The organism is Hungatella sp. SB206 (assembly GCF_051132295.1).
GTDB classification, from domain to species: Bacteria; Bacillota; Clostridia; order Lachnospirales; family Lachnospiraceae; genus Hungatella; species Hungatella effluvii.
In genome coordinates, this window is sequence record NZ_CP096603.1 from 1,355,120 (window position 1) to 1,372,677 (window position 17,558).

Below are 17,558 nucleotides of genomic sequence, written 5' to 3' on the forward strand. Positions count from 1 at the left end.
GGGGGAAATATTGTTATGCAAAAAACAAGTAAACGTTTCAAACGAAAAGCCGCGGGCATGATGGCGGCAGTCATGATGATGAGCGCACTGCCTGTTAATATGGTTGGATTTGCTGATACCTCAGTGAACAGCCGGGACAGATATGCTGCAAATGACCGTACCGCGACAGATTCCAATGCCAGCCTTTCTACCGCATCCAATGCGTTAAAGATGCAGACGGAGGGGACGACCTATTACGTGGATGCCAGAGACGGTAACGACACGGCAGACGGAAAGACAGAGGATACCGCCTGGAAATCCTTTGACCGGGTAAATTCCAAAACCTTTCTTCCTGGAGATAAAATTCTCCTGAAGTCAGATTGTATCTGGAACCAGCCGCTGAATCCAAAAGGAAGCGGCCAGGAAGGCGCTCCCATCACCATTGACAGGTACGGCGAAGGAAGCCGCCCTGTAATTAATGGAAACGGCACCTCTGGCCCGTCGATTACCGGGGCCGTCACCATTTACAACGAAGAGTACTGGGAAATCTACAATCTGGAAGTAACGAACCTGGAGAGTACCGATGAGATGGGGGAGGCCATGGACAGCGGTACCAGCGAACGCGCCGGTATCCTGATCTATTCCTCCAATCAGAAAGAGATTTATAAGCACATTGTGGTTAAGAATTGTTATGTCCACGATGTAAACTCAAATTTTAAGGGAGGAAAAACCTCCGGCGGTATTATCGTCATGGGACACTATCTCGATAAGGACGGTAACCGGGTTACTATTGACGACAACGGCAATCTGACCCCGAAGGCTATGGGACGCGCGGCCTTCGAGGATGTCCTGATTGAAGGCAACTATGTGAAAAATGTGGCAATTGAAGGTATCCGGAACAAGTGCAACACGGATATCGGAAGCAGCGGCTGGGGAAAGAATGAATTCCTCAAAAACTATTCCAACGTGACCATACGAAACAACTATCTGGAAGATGTGGTCGGCGACGGTATTGTACTGACGGAGACGAAAGGCGGTCTGGTGGAAGGAAACATGATTAATTCCTCCTGCGGCCTGGATCGGGGAACTGTAAACTATGCTCAGTGCTGGACCATGTTTGCGGACGACGTAATCGTGCAGTACAACGAGGCATACGGCAATAAGTATGGCTACGATGACGGAGAAGCCTTTGATTCCGACATGATGAACGTGGACAACATATTCCAGTATAACTTAAGCCACGACTGCGGCGGCGGCGCCATGCTGTTCATGTCCAGCCAGAAAAACACCATTTTCCGTTATAATGTCAGCATCAATGACGGAACTGGTACGTATCCGAACGGAAGCAGGATGCAGCAGCAGACCTTCCATTATGACAACACCAGCTCGGCAGGGCCGAATGTGGGGAAAATCTACAATAACACAATTGTTCTATTCGGAGAAGGAAAACAGACCTCTCTGTTTGGCGGTAAGAGCAAGAGAACCTGCTTTGTGGACTTTAGGAACAACATCGTGCTGGCAAAAGACGGCGCTGCTATTGACTTTGCGGTTTTGGAACAGGGATCTGCAATTCATGAAGACAGTGTGATTGAAAACAACTGCTTCTATCCGGATACCATTGCCAACACAAACGCGGGCAGCGTCCTGGACAAAGACAGCCTGATCGCAAAAGGCAATATTTTCGCGGATCCGATGTTGAAAGACTATAAGGCGGGAGAAACGTATTCCTCGTATCAGTATCCTTTAGAGGATCTGGAAGACCTGATCGATTCTGATTTTACGAAAGAGAGGATTCAGGGGCTGGCAGAGCCGTACCAGCTGACAGAGGGTTCTCCCTGTATTTTAGCAGGCCAGAGAATAGAAGGTATGCCGACAGAGGATATCATGGGCAATACCATTGCCGGCCGCGTAGACATCGGAGCGCTGGAATTCTCAAGCCAGGATGAAGAGGCGGAAGAGGTAGAGGAAGTCAATCTGGTCACAACACTGGGCGTTGTGCCGGAACTGCCCGGGACGTTAAGAATTGTTCTGGACGGAACAGCGTATCAGTATCCGGTGGAATGGGAAGAGCTGACAAAAGAAGACTGTATGGAGGCGGGCGTCATCGAACTTCCAGGCGTACTTCCCGGACTGTCGAACCAGGTGACAGCGACTATTGTCGTGGCAGATGCACCCGAAAGCTATGAAAGCGTGGATGTTACGACATTTGCAGGCATTTATCCGGAACTTCCGGACAAGGTGAATGCTGTATTCGCCGGCGGACTTACCATGGAGCTGGAGGTAGTATGGGATAAATTAACTCTGGAGCAGTATTCGCGCGAAGGGGAATTTACCGTAGAAGGCCGTGTGTCCGGATTAAAGGAAAAGTGTGCGGCGACAGTCAGGGTAATTGGTGATCTTGGTGACGGAAAGACCATAAAAGAAACCGGGGCAGCCAAGGACGCATTTACGCAGGAAAAGGATGGCGACGCAGCTTACGGGAAGCTTACTCCGAATGTGATAAAGGTTAAGACGGCCAGCAGTGATCCGGCGTATACGCGAAGAGGTCTGCTCGGATTTGACTTGACAAATGAAAGTGAGATGCTGAAGTCAGCAACAAACATCACTATAAAGCTTCAGATGACCAGACCGGTCAGCGACAGCGACTATAAAAATATCAATAACCATTTTTATTTGAAGGTCTATGAAATCGGGGACGAGTGGCAGGAAGAGACTGTGACATGGAATACGACTCCTGCATTTTCCGCTGATAATCTGGTGATAAAAGACAAAAAAATCGTTTATAAAGACATCAGGGACAATCACGAAAATATAGTAGAGCTGGATGTGACGGATTGGGTGAAGAAAGCCTACGCTGAAAATGGCCAGACAAAATTCTCCTTCCTCATGCTGACCGATTATTTCGGAGAGTATGCAAATGGCGACAACGGAGGGATTGACTTTGCTTCCAGGGAAGCGTCCGGAATGATGGAGCCGACGATTGTTTTGAGCAATGTATATGAGATGAAGGTAGATGCTGTATCCGTATCGACATCTGCAGGAAAGAAGCCGGTCCTTCCGGAGACGGTTACCGTTACGTATTCCAATGATGAAACAAAGAGTGTGTCCGTAGAATGGAATTCGATCAGCCCTGCAAATTATCAGACAGAAGGAACCTTTGTCGTATACGGAAAAGCAGAAGGCATCAATCTGCCCATTACGTGTACTGTCAATGTTATGGAAGCGCTGCACAAGGTAGTGGCTGTAAAGGATATTCCAGGAATTATTCAGCTGGTGGGAACACCGTGGGAGGAACTGGGACTTCCGGAAATGGCAACCGTGCTGCTGGATAACGGACAGGAGGCGGAGGTCGGTATCCAGTACTGGTTCCCGGACAATGCCTACGATCCGGAAAAGGAATTTTCTTATACCTGTATCGGTTATCTGGATCTGGCAAATCATGATTCCATCGAGAATCCGGAACAGAAGTTTGCAGCCGTATCAGTCAGCATCATTGAGCCGGAAGATAAGAATGCACTTCTCGTCCTCTATACGGAAGCGGCTGGACTGATTAACAGCGGTGAGGTGGGACAGCTGACAGAAACAGCAAAGAACCGCTTTATGAAGGCATTTAATAAAGCAGCTGAAGTTCTGGTAAATACAAAGGCCACGGAATTGGAAGTACATACGGCATATACAGAGCTGATGGAAGCAATCTGGAATATGGACTCGGAAGAGAACCAGAAGGCGGATACAGATGCACTTCGTGATCTCGTCCTCATTGCGGAGTCGAAAAAGAAGAAAGATTATACCGAGGAAACGTACGATGCAATGAGAGAGGCATTATCTGAGGCAAAAGCAGTCTTAAGGGATAAGACGCTGACAAAGGCAGACCAGCCGATCGTAGATCAGGCATATGAGAACCTGAAGGAGGCCGTTGACGCTCTTGTATTAAGCGGAAAAACAGATCCGGTTACAAAGGTGATGACTGGAATTAAGATTACGGCGCTTCCATCGAAAACAGAATATAAAGTGGGAGAACGTTTCAGCTCATCTGGCCTGATCGTAGCGGCCGTGTACAGTGACGGAAGTACGAAGACGGTAAGCGGATATGAGATCGGAGATGTGAATACCGGAACAGCCGGAACGAAGGATGTCGTGGTTACCTATCGAATCGCAGTCAACGATGCGATTAAAGTATTCACAGATACTTTCCAGATCACGGTGGTGAAGAGATCGTCCTCAGGAGGCAGCTCGGGAAGCAGCTCAGGAGGTGGTTCCAGCTCTGTGAGAGTGAACCGGACGGCTGTCAATGTGAGCGGTGAGTGGCAGGCAGCAGAAAATAATACCTGGAGATTCCAGAAGAGTGATGGTAGCTACGCGAAGAACGAGTGGGCCAGAATAAACGACAAATGGTACCATTTTGACGGCAGCGGCTATATGCAGACGGGCTGGATTCTGGATGGAGACAAGTGGTATAAATTAGGCAGTGATGGTTCCATGCACACGGGATGGGTAAAAGAGGAAGCCGATGGCCAGTGGTACTATTTAAATGAATCCGGAGTGATGATGACTGGCTGGACCATGGTAAACGGTACGTGGTATTACTTAAATCCGGTTACGCAGGGCAATACCGGATGGCAGAATACAGAAGACGGGAAGTGGAATCGCGGCAGTGCGGAAAGCGGAAGCCGTTCCATGGGAGCTCTCTATACCGGAACTACAACACCTGATGGCTGCCAGGTAGACGAAAACGGAGCCTGGATTCAGTAGGGGGAAATCTATATGAAATTAAAATGGAAAAAACTGTGCGCAGCGGCGCTGGCAGTGACCATGGCTATGGGGAATTTGACATATGGGGCCCCATTGGCGAATGGAAGAGCCTCTATGGATGAGAGCGGGACGGAGGAGCTGCTGAAAGACGGCCTTGTCATGCACTCCACCTTCGATGAGGGCAGCGTTACAGCAGGTCAGATCACGGATGTTACAGGAAACGGAAACAATGGAACCGTGATCGGAGCACCCGCATATGTGAAGGGAATTCGCGGAAATGCTATCTCATTGAACAATGGAGAATCTGCGGGAAAGGGGAATACGAAGGCCGAACAGTACGTAAATTACGGCCGTGCGAAGGACTTGATGTTCGGTAACTCTGATTATTCCCTGTCCTTCTGGATGAAGACAGAGAACCATGGACAGAACAACGGAACCATACTTTCCAATAAAAATTACTTAAGCGGCAGCAACGTAGGATGGGCATTTGGAAATTACAATAACAGCAGCGATACGGATGTGCGCATGAATTTTTCCGGAATATCCGGAAAGCGGATCGAGATCAAGAAGATATCCGCGAATGATGACCAGTGGCATCACGTAGTCGGCACGTTTGACCGTGATGGAAGCATGACTGTTTACATGGATGGGGAGAAGTATTCCTCCATCTCCATGGCGGAACACAGTGGAAAAACTGTGGATACGGAGCTTGATTTTATCCTGGGAGGTGACGGCAGAGGCTGTTATGGCATGAGCGGCTGCCTGGTGGATGAGCTTCGGGTTTATAACAAGGTGCTTGCGGATACAACCGTAAAAACCATCTATGAGGCAGAAGGGGCTTCCGCCATCGTTGACCATATGGCGGAGCAGCTGTCTGTGATAAAACCCGGCTCTGAATATCCACAGGACAGAATTGATTCTATGGCAGAAGAGATAAGGCAAACGAAGAGTGCTCTGGAGGGAATGACAACGGCTGCAGCTATGGCTGCAGTCAGAGCACTGAAAGAGAGGTACAATCAGTTCCTGGAGGGCAGCAAGCCTCTGGCCAGCTTTCAGGTCGTGTCGGATGTCCATATAAAATCAGATGACCTTACGGAAACAAACGCAGTCAATATGATTGCGGGGCTGAAGGATATCAGGACCATGGATCCGGACACGCTTGGCATCATGAATCTGGGAGACTTTACCCAGAGCGGCACGAAGGCCCAGTATGACGCGATGTACAGGATAATGGATCAGTATTCTCCTGTTTCGGACGATAAGATCATGATCACATTGGGAAATCACGATGTGAGAGGGACCAGCTCCGCAGACTGGAATAAGGACGAGACCGTGATCAGCAAGTACTGGCCGACGGCAAAGGCACTTTACCTGGAGCGAAATTCCAGATATATGCCGGATACGGACGGAAAGGTGTATTTTGACCGCTGGCTGGGCGGATATCATTTTATCGCCATTAACACAGAAAACGGCATCAAGGATGCGATGTATTTATCAGACGATCAGCTGGAATGGCTGGAAAAAACGCTGGCGGAAAACGCCAGTCCTGACAAACCGATTTTTGTGCTGGGGCATAATGCATTAAAGGATACTCATTGGAGAAGCAATATTTTAAATGACTTCGGCAATCAGGATAAAAGGGTAAAGGAGATATTCTCGAAATACCCTCAGGTAATCTATCTGTCAGGCCATATACATAACGGGTTTGGAGTCGTGGAAGCCATTGACCGCGGATTCGGTACCATGATTGATCTCCCCTCGTATAATGATTCTGAGAATGGGGTGAAGGAAACCGGAACCGGCTATCACGTGAAGATATACGATGACAGTATTGTGTTCAAGGCAAGAAACTTTAAGACCTCAGCCTGGATGCCGGAATATGATATCACGGTAACTCTGCCGAATCTTCCGGCAGTGTATAAGAATGCAAAAGAGCGGAATGCGGCTGATTATACGGCGGCTTCTTATCAAAAACTGGAAACTCTTATGAAAGAAGCGGAAGCCCTTTTTGCAATACAGTATGATCAGAGCGATTTGACGTATGAAAAGGTGGGGCCGCCCTCTGAGAGCCTATTTACGGAGCCGGTCAGAAAGCGAATCAATGAACTGGCCGCGGAGATGGCCACTGCGATCGCGGAACTGGAATTCTCAAAAACGGACAAGCCAGTGGATCCGGAGTTTGTGGAATTGAGAGAAAAATGGCTGAATAACCTGTTAGGCGGCACCCTGGATACTGGAAATCAGGCTGTGGTGACGTACATAACAGGTCTGGATGAGAAGGCCGGAGAGTACTGGAGCTCCATGATTAAGAGCGATGACGCTTCCAGAACCAATCTCTGGAGTGATCTCGATATGAGCTATATAGCAGGGACGGGAGCAAACGCAAAGGTGAATTCCGGAAATGTGGCTCAGACATTCTATCGCCTGAAGGACATGGCGATCGCGTGGGCGACGGAAGGCTGTGTGCTGTATCAAAACGATGAACTGAAAGAAGAGCTGATCCGGGCTCTCGACTTTATGAATGAAAACCATTACAGCAGCAGTGACGATAAGACCCCGTTCTTTGGAAACTGGTGGCACTGGGAGATTGGCGGGCCGATTGCCTTTATGGATACGGCGTTGATTCTTTACGATGATCTTACCCTGAAGCAGATCACGGGCTATGCGGCGGCAGTCAACCGGTTTACCAATGTATGTGACAAGCCGTCGGGATATCCCGGATCACCGGCGATGACGGGGGCCAACCTGATCGATAAAGGTATGGTAGTGGCTCAGGCAGGGCTTCTGACGGATAACGGAAGCAAACTGGAGCATGTAAAGAATGCGTACAAGACCGTGTTTGAGTATGTGACTTCGGGAGACGGTTTCTACAAAGATGGTTCCTTTATTCAACATCAGGCGCTGGCCTATATGGGCGGATACGGTTCGCAGCTGTATGAAAAGCTGAGTATCCTTTTCAGCGTATTTGCCGGATCGGAGTACGAGCTGACTTATGACGACGAAGCGGAGCAGCTCATCTTCGATATGGTATTTGATGGAATTGAACCGTTTATTTACAATGGATTGTGTATGGACATGATTTCCGGAAGAGATATAACGAGAAATACGTCCAATGACAGGCTGAGAGGGGCTAAAATCCTGGATGCAATGATGCTGATCGGGGATGCGATGCCAAAAGAGCAGCAGGAGCGCTTTAACAGCATGATCAAATATTATGTCGGCATTGACGAGGCGTATTATTATAGCCAGAGCAGCCATATCGCGTCCTTGATGAAGGCGAATCAGATCATGAATGACGGTTCCATTGAGCCGAGAAGCGAATACGTGCTTCATAAGCTGTTTGCCAGCATGGATAAGCTGGTGCATATAAGGCCGGATTACGGTTTTGCACTGTCGATGCACTCAGACAGAACATATGGACATGAACTGATCAATGATGAAGGAAAACGCACCTGGAACATTTCAGACGGCATGACCTACCTTTATAACGGGGATCAGGATCAATACGGAACCGGTTACTGGGCTACGGTGGATCCGAAGCGTCTGGCAGGAACAACGACAGAGTACGTCACGCGTCCAGACGGAGCAGGAGACCGCACCAGGAATATCTACAGCTGGGTTGGCGGCTCCAGCCTGGGAGATTACGGAACGGCCGGAATGCATTATAAAACACTGGGAAACAGTGGAAGCACAAGAAACGGTACGGATGCGAAAAAGTCCTGGTTCCTGTTTGACGATGAGATCGTTGCAGTCGGAAGCGGAATTACCTCTTCCACAGGAAATTATGTGGAAACAGTGATTGAAAACAGGAAATTAAAGGAAGATGGAAGCAACCAGGTCTTAATCGACGGTGAAGAACGATCGATCAGAGACGACGGTGCTGAAAGCGCAGGAAAAGGAACAAAAATACCGGAGGCATCGTGGATCTATCTGGAAGGAAATACCGATCATTCCGACATTGGTTATTACTTCCCTGGAAAAGCCGATATCATGGCTTTAAAAGAGAAGAGAACCGGCAACTGGAACACCCAGGGAACCACGGAAGGCGAAGAGACAAACCAGTTTGCGGCATTTTGGTTTGAGCACGGAAAGAAACCAACCGATGCGGATTACTCTTATGTCATTCTGCCGGGCAAGGATGCGCAAGAAACGGAAAATTATGCTGCCAATCCTGATATTGAAGTCCTGGAATGCAGCGGGGACGCTCATGCAGTAAGAGAAAACTCACTGGGATTGACCGCTGTGAATTTCTGGAACAGCAAGGGAAAGACGGTGGAAGGGATCACCTCAAGCAAGGCCGCTTCTGTGACCATGCAGGTAAGCGATGGACTGGTGTCGGTAGGCGTGTCAGACCCGACACAGGAAAATAACGGAACCATCGAAGTCTCAATCCCATACGCCGGAGGAGAGATTGTAGAAAAGGCTGCTAACGTAGAGGTGATTCAGAAGACACCATTTATTAAGCTGTCCGTAAAAACCGCAGGAACGACGGGAAAGACGAGCGAAGTGACTTTGAAAATCGCTGAAACGGATAAGCCTGAGCTTGTCGGGCTTGCCGAAGAGTTTGACAGAATTAAGGTGGCGCCTGGAACAAAATTTGCCGGGATAGCGCTTCCGGAGACCGTTAAGGCCTATGACAACGCGGGAAATACCCATATGCTGGGAATTACCTGGGAGAGAGGCGATTATCAAAAGGACGTTTACGGTGTGTATGCACTGACCGGAATCTTACAGCTGACAGAGGGGCTTTTTAACACCGCAGGAATTACCGCATCGGTAGAGGTACAGGTGGGAGATGAAGCGGCGGCCGCGATGGATGACGTCTACGTTCAGGGCGGAACCGATGGAGATAAGAATTTCAGCGGCTCCTCCAGCCTGATTGTAAAATACGATACGGGCGCTCAGAGTTATACGAGAAAGTCCTTAATGAAGTTTGATCTGGAACATGTGCCCGGGGACGCGGAACATATTTATTTGTCATATGAATTAACTGGCATGCCAAGCGTTGATTTCGAGCTGCTTCATATCTACCGGGTGGAGAATGACTGGGAGGGAGCGACAGTAACCTTTAACAGCTTCCCGGAAAGAGTCGATGCAGAACCTGCTGCAGTTATGACAAAAAGCATGGCGTCGGAAAGTCTGGTCCAACAGCTTGATGTGACCAAAGCTGTGCGTGATGCGATCCGTGAAGGGGAACGGGAAATATCCTTTGAGATCAGTATCCCGACAGCTGCTTCAAACAATTATGTAGGAATCCACTCCTCCAGAACTGCAAAGGAGGGGGCGGTAAAACCGGCATTAACGTGGAAATCAGAGTATGAGCCGGAAAAAATAGTGAAAAAGAATCTCAGCTTCATCGTGAATCTGGCAAAGGAGATTCAAACAAGCGAGTTCAGTCATGTAGATGAAGCCAGATTAAAACAGCTTATCGCTGACGCAGAGCGCATACTTGCCGATGCAGATGCTTCTATGGAAGAAATTCACGAAATAGAGAGACTTTTGACACAGGAAATGGTAAAATACAGAAAGAATTAAGAGAGTTATGGCGGGTATGGGCTGAAAACAGCTCATACCCGAATGTGACGGCAGAAATGAGGAGCGGAGGAGATCATGAGGCGAATGGCGTTTCGATTAAAACTTGAGAAGCTTTCCTACCCCAATGCGTTGATGTGCATTTTATTGGGGCTTTTGATGGCGGGAATGGTGGCATCGGGAATCTGGCTGTATAAAAAGGCGGATAAGCCTGTTATGCGGATTGGAAACTATGCGATCACCCGGGAACATCTGGCGCTGTACCAGGATGATCTCCGGGCAAAGGTCAGCTCCTATTTCTACCAGACCTATCAGCAGGACCCCAACGAAAAGGGATTCTGGGACAGCACGATTGGGGGGGAGACGCCTTCCCAGGTTCTGCGGACAGAGGCGGTCAATGCGCTGTTTACGGATACGGTGGAGCGGATTGAGGCAGCCAGGTATGAAATCGAAGTGGACATCACTCTGGATGACATAAAAAAATCCCTGGACAGGGAAAATAAGAGGAGAGCGGAACCTGGACAGACTGCCTATGGGCCGGAAACATACGGTCTGATGGAATACATATCCAGGACGCAGATGGAAGTAAGGGATGCTCTGAAGGAAAAACTCCTGGAGACCAGGCTGAAGCCAACGAAAGAACAGCTTCAGGAGTTATATGAGCAGGCGGATGACGCTTATTTGGATAAGGGCTGTAAAGCCAGGGTTGGTATCTATATGTATTATGGCATGAAGGTCGGGGAGTATCCTGAAGAATTACAGTCAGTATGGGCCTTTGTGAAGGAGGAACTGGAGAATGGGACGCCCCCGGAGCTGATTACAGAGGCAGCCGGCCAAAGATTTTCGACACCGATTGAATATGAAGAGGTGGAATATGATTCGAACCAGCTGCCGCGCGATAATGAAGAACTGGCCTGGCTTGCGGAGCAGACCCGCGGCATGTCAGCGGGACAGTACAGCGATTGTCTGGATTACGGAGCTTCCCAGGGAATTTTGAAGGTGCTGGATAAGACAGACTATGGAAAAGCCAGCTTTGAGGAGGCCGAGACTCTTCTCACCAATCTGTGGATCAATGAAAATTATCCGAGATATCTGGATCAGTGCATGGATGCATACCGATAGGAAAAAGGCAGCCGCTAAAGAATATTCTGAAGCGGCTGCCTTTTTCTGCAGCGGGCAAATGTTTATTTTAACCGTCTCATGTATCTCACGCACAGCATAATCAACACTCCGGACAATGCGAAAATCATCTGCATCCCGGACACTTTAAATCCCCCGACTGAAAACTCCGGAAGGATCTTTAACAGGGACGCGCCAAGCAGCGTGGCGAAGAATCCGCATAAGCCTGCGTAAGAGGAGTTGGCGCTGACGTACGTGACCCGCTTGTCGGCCGGGGCGTACTGGTACTGAAGGCTGAAAACCGCGATGGCGATTCCGCCCCACGCGGCCCCGGAGAGAGCCTGGAGTATGGGCTGTAAAATCAGGCAGGTGGCCGGTGTCATAAACAGCCACGACGTATGTACAAGGCCCAGCAGGAGCATGGAGCAGCGCGCCGCGTGAAGCCAGGAGGTGGCGTCTGCCAGACGTCCCCAGAAACAGGCCGCCACGACACGGACGGAGGAAGCGATCAGCCCCAGGAAGGTGATATAGGTGTAATCCAGCGAGAGGCCGGTAACCATGTACACGCTGAAAAATGGTCCGGCTACCTGCAGGGCCAGGTTCCAGAACATGTAAAGGCCGATGACCTTCCGGTACTCCCTGTCGAGGAGCGGGTCGATGACAGCGGCCTTTAAGCTGCGCCGGTGAGTCTCCTGCACCGGTTCCCGGATTGAGGAAAGGCACCAGAAATCCGTGAAGGCGGTGGAAAGTACAATAAGTCCGATGATATAATACCCCAGCAGGTCCTGATGCGCGCCTCTCATCCAGTCCAGAATACGGCCGCAGAGCAGGCTGAGTACCGTGGTAAATGCAAAGGCGAACGCGTCCTTCCGCCCCAGATAGGTTCCGCGGATGTTTTCCGGAACTAGGGAGAGAAGCCAGCTGCCTGTACCGGTGCCGATAAACGCGCCGAAGAAATGGGCGACTACATAGATGGCCACGACCGCCGCCAGGCGGCCCGCATTATCTTCGACCACCAGAGGCACAAAAAAGACAGAGGAGAGCAGAAGCCTGTGGATCAGCGCGAAGCAGGCGATTAAAAATTTCTTCTGTCTTAAATTTTCCAGGACGACGGAAGAAAACATCTGCAGGGTGCATAAGAGCACCGGAATAGAACCGATGATTCCGTTTAAAGAATCGTCAGCGCCGAGATAGCCTGCGTAGCCGGACAGAAACGCTCCCGTTGTCAGGGTGACGACGCCGTTGGCGCAGCAGCCTTCGGCAATAAACAGCTTCCGGCCCCTGGAATAATCCGTTTCCGTCATGACAGCATCCCCGAAATAGGCCTGGGACACCATCTGCTTAATTTGTAGAACTGTAACCATAAGCCAATATTTGCGGCTGAAATGCCGCTATCCTCTTTTCATTTATAAAATTTTCTGGTATTCTTGTGTTGGTAAGGCGGGAAATTGACCGGTTTTTTCCGCGTTTATAAGAATTCTTATCTTTCTCTATCTTGCCAGTTTCCGTGGCATTATACAAGAGGAGAAAGGAGAGAATAACTGGAGGATTCCGACTATCGGAAAAGAGAAGGATGGAACATTTTCTGCATTTAAAGGCACTTTTGCCGGTACAGGCGTTAAATGCCGGCTATCTGGTGACAAAGGGACGGGGACGCCATGTGGAGCGTACCATGGATACATTTGAGATTATTTACGTCAATTCGGGGACTCTGGGGATATTCGAGGAGGACGTGGAGTACGATGTGGAAAAAGGGGAGGCGCTCATCCTGTTTCCGGGACGCCATCATGGGGGAACCAGAGATTTTGACGAGGACCTTACTTTTTACTGGCTCCATTTTACCATAGAGGAAGAGGCTCTCCGCATGGGCAGCGATATTATGGCCCTTCCGCAGCTGATACGTCTGGCGAAGCCGGAGGCTTTTGAGGAGCTGTTCCGGCGGTTTATCCGGAGGCAGAACGTATGCCGCGATGATAAGACATTTTTGAATCTGGTGCTTCTGGAGCTGCTGTGTGAGCTTTCCGACTCCCTCTCTCCGCTGGAGGTCAGCGGGCAGAAGGTTTATCTGGCCAACCAGGCGGCGCGGTATATCAGGGAGCACTGGAAAGAGCCGCTGTCCGCCTCGTTTCTCGCCGACAGGCTGGAATGCAGCCCCGATCATCTGGGCCGGGTCTATCACGCCGTGTACGGCAGAAACTTAACCGATGCCATCCACGAGGCCAGAATCAACCGAGCCTGCCGCCTGTTGATTGAAACGAGTTTGACGGGCAGTGAGATCGCCTACGAGTGCGGATACACGGATGTCGATTATTTCCGCCGGCTGTTCAAAAAATACATGGGAATCACGGCCAAAGAGTACCGGCAGGCGTACTGCCTGGTGCTGCCGGAGGATCGTGAGGGGAAATAAAAAGGCTGGCAGATGCGCCAGCCTTTTGCTGTATCTTTACAACAACTGAATCTTCTTCTGATAGATCCTGCGGAATAAAAGGGTCGTAAGTACGACGGATATGATTTCCGCCAGCGGGAATGCGTACCAGACCGCGTGAAGGCCGAACACCGAAGCGAAGAGCCAGGCGGCGGGAAGTATGCATACCAGCTGCCTGGCGGCTGAGGTGATCAGGCTGTAGACGCCGTTGCCGAGTGCCTGGAATACGGAGCCGATCACGATGCAGTACCCTGCGAACAGGAAGCTTAAGCTGATGATGCGGAGAGCCGGAACGCCGATTCCCATCATATGCTCCGAAGCGTCAAACAGATACAGAAGCTGCTCCGGGAAAATCTGGAATATGGCAAGCCCGGCCAGCATGATGGCGACCGCCGCAGTCACGCTGGAGCGGATGGTCTTCATGATACGGTCTTTCCGCGCGGCGCCGTAGTTGTAGGCGACGATCGGCACCATCGCGTTATTTAAGCCGAATACAGGCATGAAGATGAAGCTCTGAAGCTTGAAATAGATTCCGAATACGGATACCGCTGTCTCAGAGAAGAGCAGCAGGATCTTATTGACACCGAAGGTCATGACCGAGCTTATGGACTGCATGATGATGGAAGGCAGCCCAACCCTGTAGATTTCAGCGATAATCGCTGTGTCCGGACGGAAACGGCGCATATTCAGATTCACGTCGCTGTTTTTCCTGATGTTGAAATAGAGCAGCAGGAGCATGGCGATAATCTGGCCGATTACCGTAGCTACCGCGGCGCCCAGAATCCCCATTCGGGGAAATCCGAACAGCCCGAAGATGAGAATCGGGTCCAGAATGATGTTGATGATGGCTCCAAGTCCCTGCGTAATCATATTATAGATTGTCCGCCCGGTGGACTGCATGATCCGCTCCAGCGCAATCTCTAAAAAGATCCCAAAGGAAAAGATGGAGCAGACGGATAAGTAAATGGTCCCCTGTTCAATGATCTCCGGGTTCGAGGTCTGAACCGTAAAATACGTCCTGGCAAAAAAGAGGCCGAAGACAGCGAACAGCAGATAGCTTAAAAAGAACACAAAGATCCCATTAACGGCCGCCAGGTTGGCGGTTTCCTGGTTCTTTTCTCCCAGAGAGCGGGACAGAAGCGCATTGACGCCGACTCCGGTGCCGACGGACACCGCGATAATTAAGTTCTGCACCGGAAATGCCAGCGATACGGCCGCCAGCGCGGTCTCTCCGATCTGAGCCACAAAGATGCTGTCGACGATGTTGTATAAGGCCTGAACAAGCATGGAAAGTATCATGGGCAGAGACATGGAGAACAGCAGGCGGTTGACGGGCATGACACCCATTTTGTTTTCAGCCGGCGCCTCAGAGATGGTAATATTTGACATGTAAAACCCCCCTATCTTACGTAGTAAACGTGCAGATAATTGTAACCTTTTCGACAATAAAAGTCAACAAGCCCCGATTCTTTTGTGAAAAATAGGTATTGCAAAGAGAAAACCGGTGTGCTATCATAAATGAAATTCATCGTAGTGAAGTGGTGAATTGTTTATAAGACCAAAGGCTGAGAAAGAGACTCTGACTTAAGAAACTTGACAGGAAGAGGGCGTCACCGACTGAGAGCGCCGTCATGAGGGACTGAGTTAAGGGAACACTCCGGAGCCGACATCCCGAAGCGGCCGGAAGCATTCCGGTGTCAGGAGTAGGTATGTCCGTGACACGCGTTAAGTGAAAGAGTGGAGATAGCAAGCAAAGTATCTCAATGCGGGTGGTACCGCGGGATCTTATCATAGAGAGCCCCGTCCCGGAATATGTAACTGTATTCCGGGGCGGGGCTCTTTCTTTTCGCGAAGGCAAATAGTTACAGCACGGAGCTGGCGGCCGCAGGTATTGGAACAATGCCCGCGACCTTCGAATGCGAAGCATTTGAAAGGTTCCTGCGTACTCGTCAGCCAGGTTGAAAAAAACCCTCTCCCGGAATCCAACCATTAGCAACTATGGTAAGGAGAGTGCAGACATGGAATTTATCAAAGGTATCCAAAAGAAAGAAACAACAGAACTGGCCGATTTACTCACCGGTGCTTACACCGGAAAGACCGTATCCGTAAGCGGGGCGGTCCACACCATACGCGACATGGGAGAATTGAGCTTTATCATTTTGAGAAAAGCAGAAGGCTTAATCCAGTGTGTCCGCGAGCGGTCCCCGGAGGGCGCGGAGCCGCCGTCCGCCGATGACTTAAAAGAAGAATCTACCGTCATCGTCACCGGCGCCGTGTCGCCGGAGCCGCGTGCTCCCCACGGCCTGGAAATCCGCGTGTCGGAGATTCGGGTTCTCTCGGTTCCGGCCGAGGTTCTTCCCATCGCCGTCAGCAAGTGGAAGCTGAACACTTCCCTGGAGACGAAGCTTGCCCTTCGCCCCATCACGCTGAGAAACCCCATGGAACGGGCGAAATTCCGCATTCAGGAAGGCATCGTCAGAGGCTTCCGGGATTTCCTTCATTCCCAGCATTTTACGGAAATCCGCACGCCGAAGATCGTGGCCCGCGGCGCAGAAGGCGGCTCCAATGTGTTCCGGCTGGATTACTTTAACAAGAAGGCAGAGCTGGGACAGAGCCCGCAGTTTTACAAGCAGACCATGGTCGGTGTCTATGACCGGGTATTCGAGGCGGCTCCGGTGTTCCGAGCCGAGAAGCACAACACCACCCGTCATTTAAACGAGTACACCAGTTTAGATTTTGAGATGGGGTATATCGACGGCTTTGAAGATGTGATGGCCATGGAAACTGCCATGCTTCAATACGTAATGAAGCTTCTTTCTGAGGAATATGAGAAGGAGCTCCTGATGTTAAATGTTACACTTCCGGACGTATCAAAGATTCCTGCTGTAACCTTTAAACGGGCCAAGGAACTCGTTTCAGAGAAATACAGCCGTCCGATCCGCAACCCCTACGATTTAGAGCCGGAGGAAGAGAATCTGATCGGCCGGTATTTTAAAGAGGAGTTCGGCAGCGATTTTGTATTCGTCACACATTACCCGTCAAAGAAGCGGCCGTTTTACGCCATGGACGATCCCCAGGATCCGAAGTATACGCTGAGCTTCGACCTGCTGTTCCGTGGTCTGGAGATCACCACAGGAGGCCAGAGAATCCACGATTACGATGCCATCATAAAGAAGATGGAAGCGAGGGGCATGGACCCGGAGGAGCTGGCATCCTACCTGATGATATTCAAATACGGTATGCCGCCTCACGGAGGTCTCGGAATCGGTCTGGAGAGACTGACCATGCGGTTGTTAAACGAGCAGAATGTCCGTGAGACGACCATGTTTCCGCGCGACGTGACCAGACTGGAGCCATAGAAACGGAGGAAAGAACCATGGCAGATATAACAGAAAAGACTTCAAAAGCCGGCCCCATTCACGTTCGTCCAGCGGTTAGTGATGAGATGATCGAATACGTGGGAATTCTGGCAAAGCTTGAGCTGTCCGGGGCCGAAAAAGAGGAAGCCAAAAGGGACATGGAGCGCATGCTTGCCTATATCGACAAGCTGAACGAGCTGGATACAGAGGGCGTAGAACCCATGACTCACCGATTCCCCCTGACCAATGTATTCCGGGAGGATATACCGGGAGAAGAAAGCCTTCCTCATCCTGGTTTGGCGGAGCGCCAGCTCATCAACAGGGAATCCATCCTGAAAAATGCACCAGAGCAGAAAAACGGTGCGTTTAAGGTTCCTAAAACAGTGGAATAA

Annotated in this window: 8 protein-coding genes; 6 read left to right on the plus strand and 2 right to left on the minus strand. The window is 50.2% G+C overall.

Translation table 11 applies throughout. From position 1 onward, the window contains the following. The first annotated feature begins 15 nt into the window (after nt 1-15). The 3 genes from M1L66_RS06020 to M1L66_RS06030 all read left to right on the plus strand — a co-directional run bounded on the left by M1L66_RS06020 (nt 16) and on the right by M1L66_RS06030 (nt 11,385). Nucleotides 16-4,731, plus strand: coding sequence for an Ig-like domain-containing protein (locus M1L66_RS06020; protein WP_434691543.1), 4,716 nt, complete (start codon nt 16-18; stop codon nt 4,729-4,731). Nucleotides 4,732-4,743: 12 nt separating this feature from the next. Beyond that, complete coding sequence (locus tag M1L66_RS06025; RefSeq protein ID WP_434691545.1) at nt 4,744-10,266, plus strand: polysaccharide lyase family 8 super-sandwich domain-containing protein; 5,523 nt, start codon at nt 4,744-4,746, stop codon at nt 10,264-10,266. A gap of 84 nt (nt 10,267-10,350) precedes the next feature. Next, the gene (locus M1L66_RS06030) at nt 10,351-11,385 is read left to right on the plus strand and encodes a hypothetical protein (protein WP_434691547.1); all 1,035 of its coding nucleotides are present in this window, start codon (nt 10,351-10,353) and stop codon (nt 11,383-11,385) included. Nucleotides 11,386-11,447: 62 nt separating this feature from the next. Here M1L66_RS06030 and M1L66_RS06035 read toward each other — a convergent pair whose 3' ends face one another. Then, nucleotides 11,448-12,686, minus strand: coding sequence for an MFS transporter (locus tag M1L66_RS06035; protein WP_242840505.1), 1,239 nt, complete (start codon nt 12,684-12,686; stop codon nt 11,448-11,450). Between the two features lie 269 nt (nt 12,687-12,955). On the opposite strand from M1L66_RS06035, the gene M1L66_RS06040 reads away from it, so the two are divergent. After that, a complete protein-coding gene (locus tag M1L66_RS06040) occupies nt 12,956-13,789 on the plus strand; it encodes a helix-turn-helix domain-containing protein (RefSeq protein WP_002601319.1) in 834 nt (277 codons plus the stop codon). Nucleotides 13,790-13,825: 36 nt separating this feature from the next. Here M1L66_RS06040 and M1L66_RS06045 read toward each other — a convergent pair whose 3' ends face one another. Continuing rightward, complete coding sequence (locus M1L66_RS06045; protein ID WP_187023208.1) at nt 13,826-15,196, minus strand: MATE family efflux transporter; 1,371 nt, start codon at nt 15,194-15,196, stop codon at nt 13,826-13,828. 629 nt (nt 15,197-15,825) lie between these two features. Between M1L66_RS06045 and aspS the strand changes: the two genes are divergently transcribed. Together aspS and gatC are read left to right on the plus strand one after the other, a co-directional pair. Next, nucleotides 15,826-17,166 carry an aspartate--tRNA(Asn) ligase gene (gene aspS / locus M1L66_RS06050; protein ID WP_187023207.1) on the plus strand — a complete coding sequence of 447 codons (1,341 nt, stop codon included), beginning with the start codon at nt 15,826-15,828 and terminating at the stop codon, nt 17,164-17,166. A 17-nt stretch (nt 17,167-17,183) separates the two neighbouring features. Continuing rightward, on the plus strand, nt 17,184-17,558 hold the full coding sequence (gatC, locus tag M1L66_RS06055) for an Asp-tRNA(Asn)/Glu-tRNA(Gln) amidotransferase subunit GatC (RefSeq protein WP_187023206.1): 375 nt from the start codon (nt 17,184-17,186) through the stop codon (nt 17,556-17,558).

Coding starts and splice junctions, on each gene's coding strand:
- M1L66_RS06020 (WP_434691543.1), top strand. CDS start 16: ATGCAAAAAACAAGTAAACGTTTCAAACGAAAAGCCGCGGGCATGATG.
- M1L66_RS06025 (WP_434691545.1), top strand. CDS start 4,744: ATGAAATTAAAATGGAAAAAACTGTGCGCAGCGGCGCTGGCAGTGACC.
- M1L66_RS06030 (WP_434691547.1), top strand. CDS start 10,351: ATGGCGTTTCGATTAAAACTTGAGAAGCTTTCCTACCCCAATGCGTTG.
- M1L66_RS06035 (WP_242840505.1), bottom strand. CDS start 12,686: ATGACGGAAACGGATTATTCCAGGGGCCGGAAGCTGTTTATTGCCGAA.
- M1L66_RS06040 (WP_002601319.1), top strand. CDS start 12,956: ATGGAACATTTTCTGCATTTAAAGGCACTTTTGCCGGTACAGGCGTTA.
- M1L66_RS06045 (WP_187023208.1), bottom strand. CDS start 15,196: ATGTCAAATATTACCATCTCTGAGGCGCCGGCTGAAAACAAAATGGGT.
- aspS (WP_187023207.1), top strand. CDS start 15,826: ATGGAATTTATCAAAGGTATCCAAAAGAAAGAAACAACAGAACTGGCC.
- gatC (WP_187023206.1), top strand. CDS start 17,184: ATGGCAGATATAACAGAAAAGACTTCAAAAGCCGGCCCCATTCACGTT.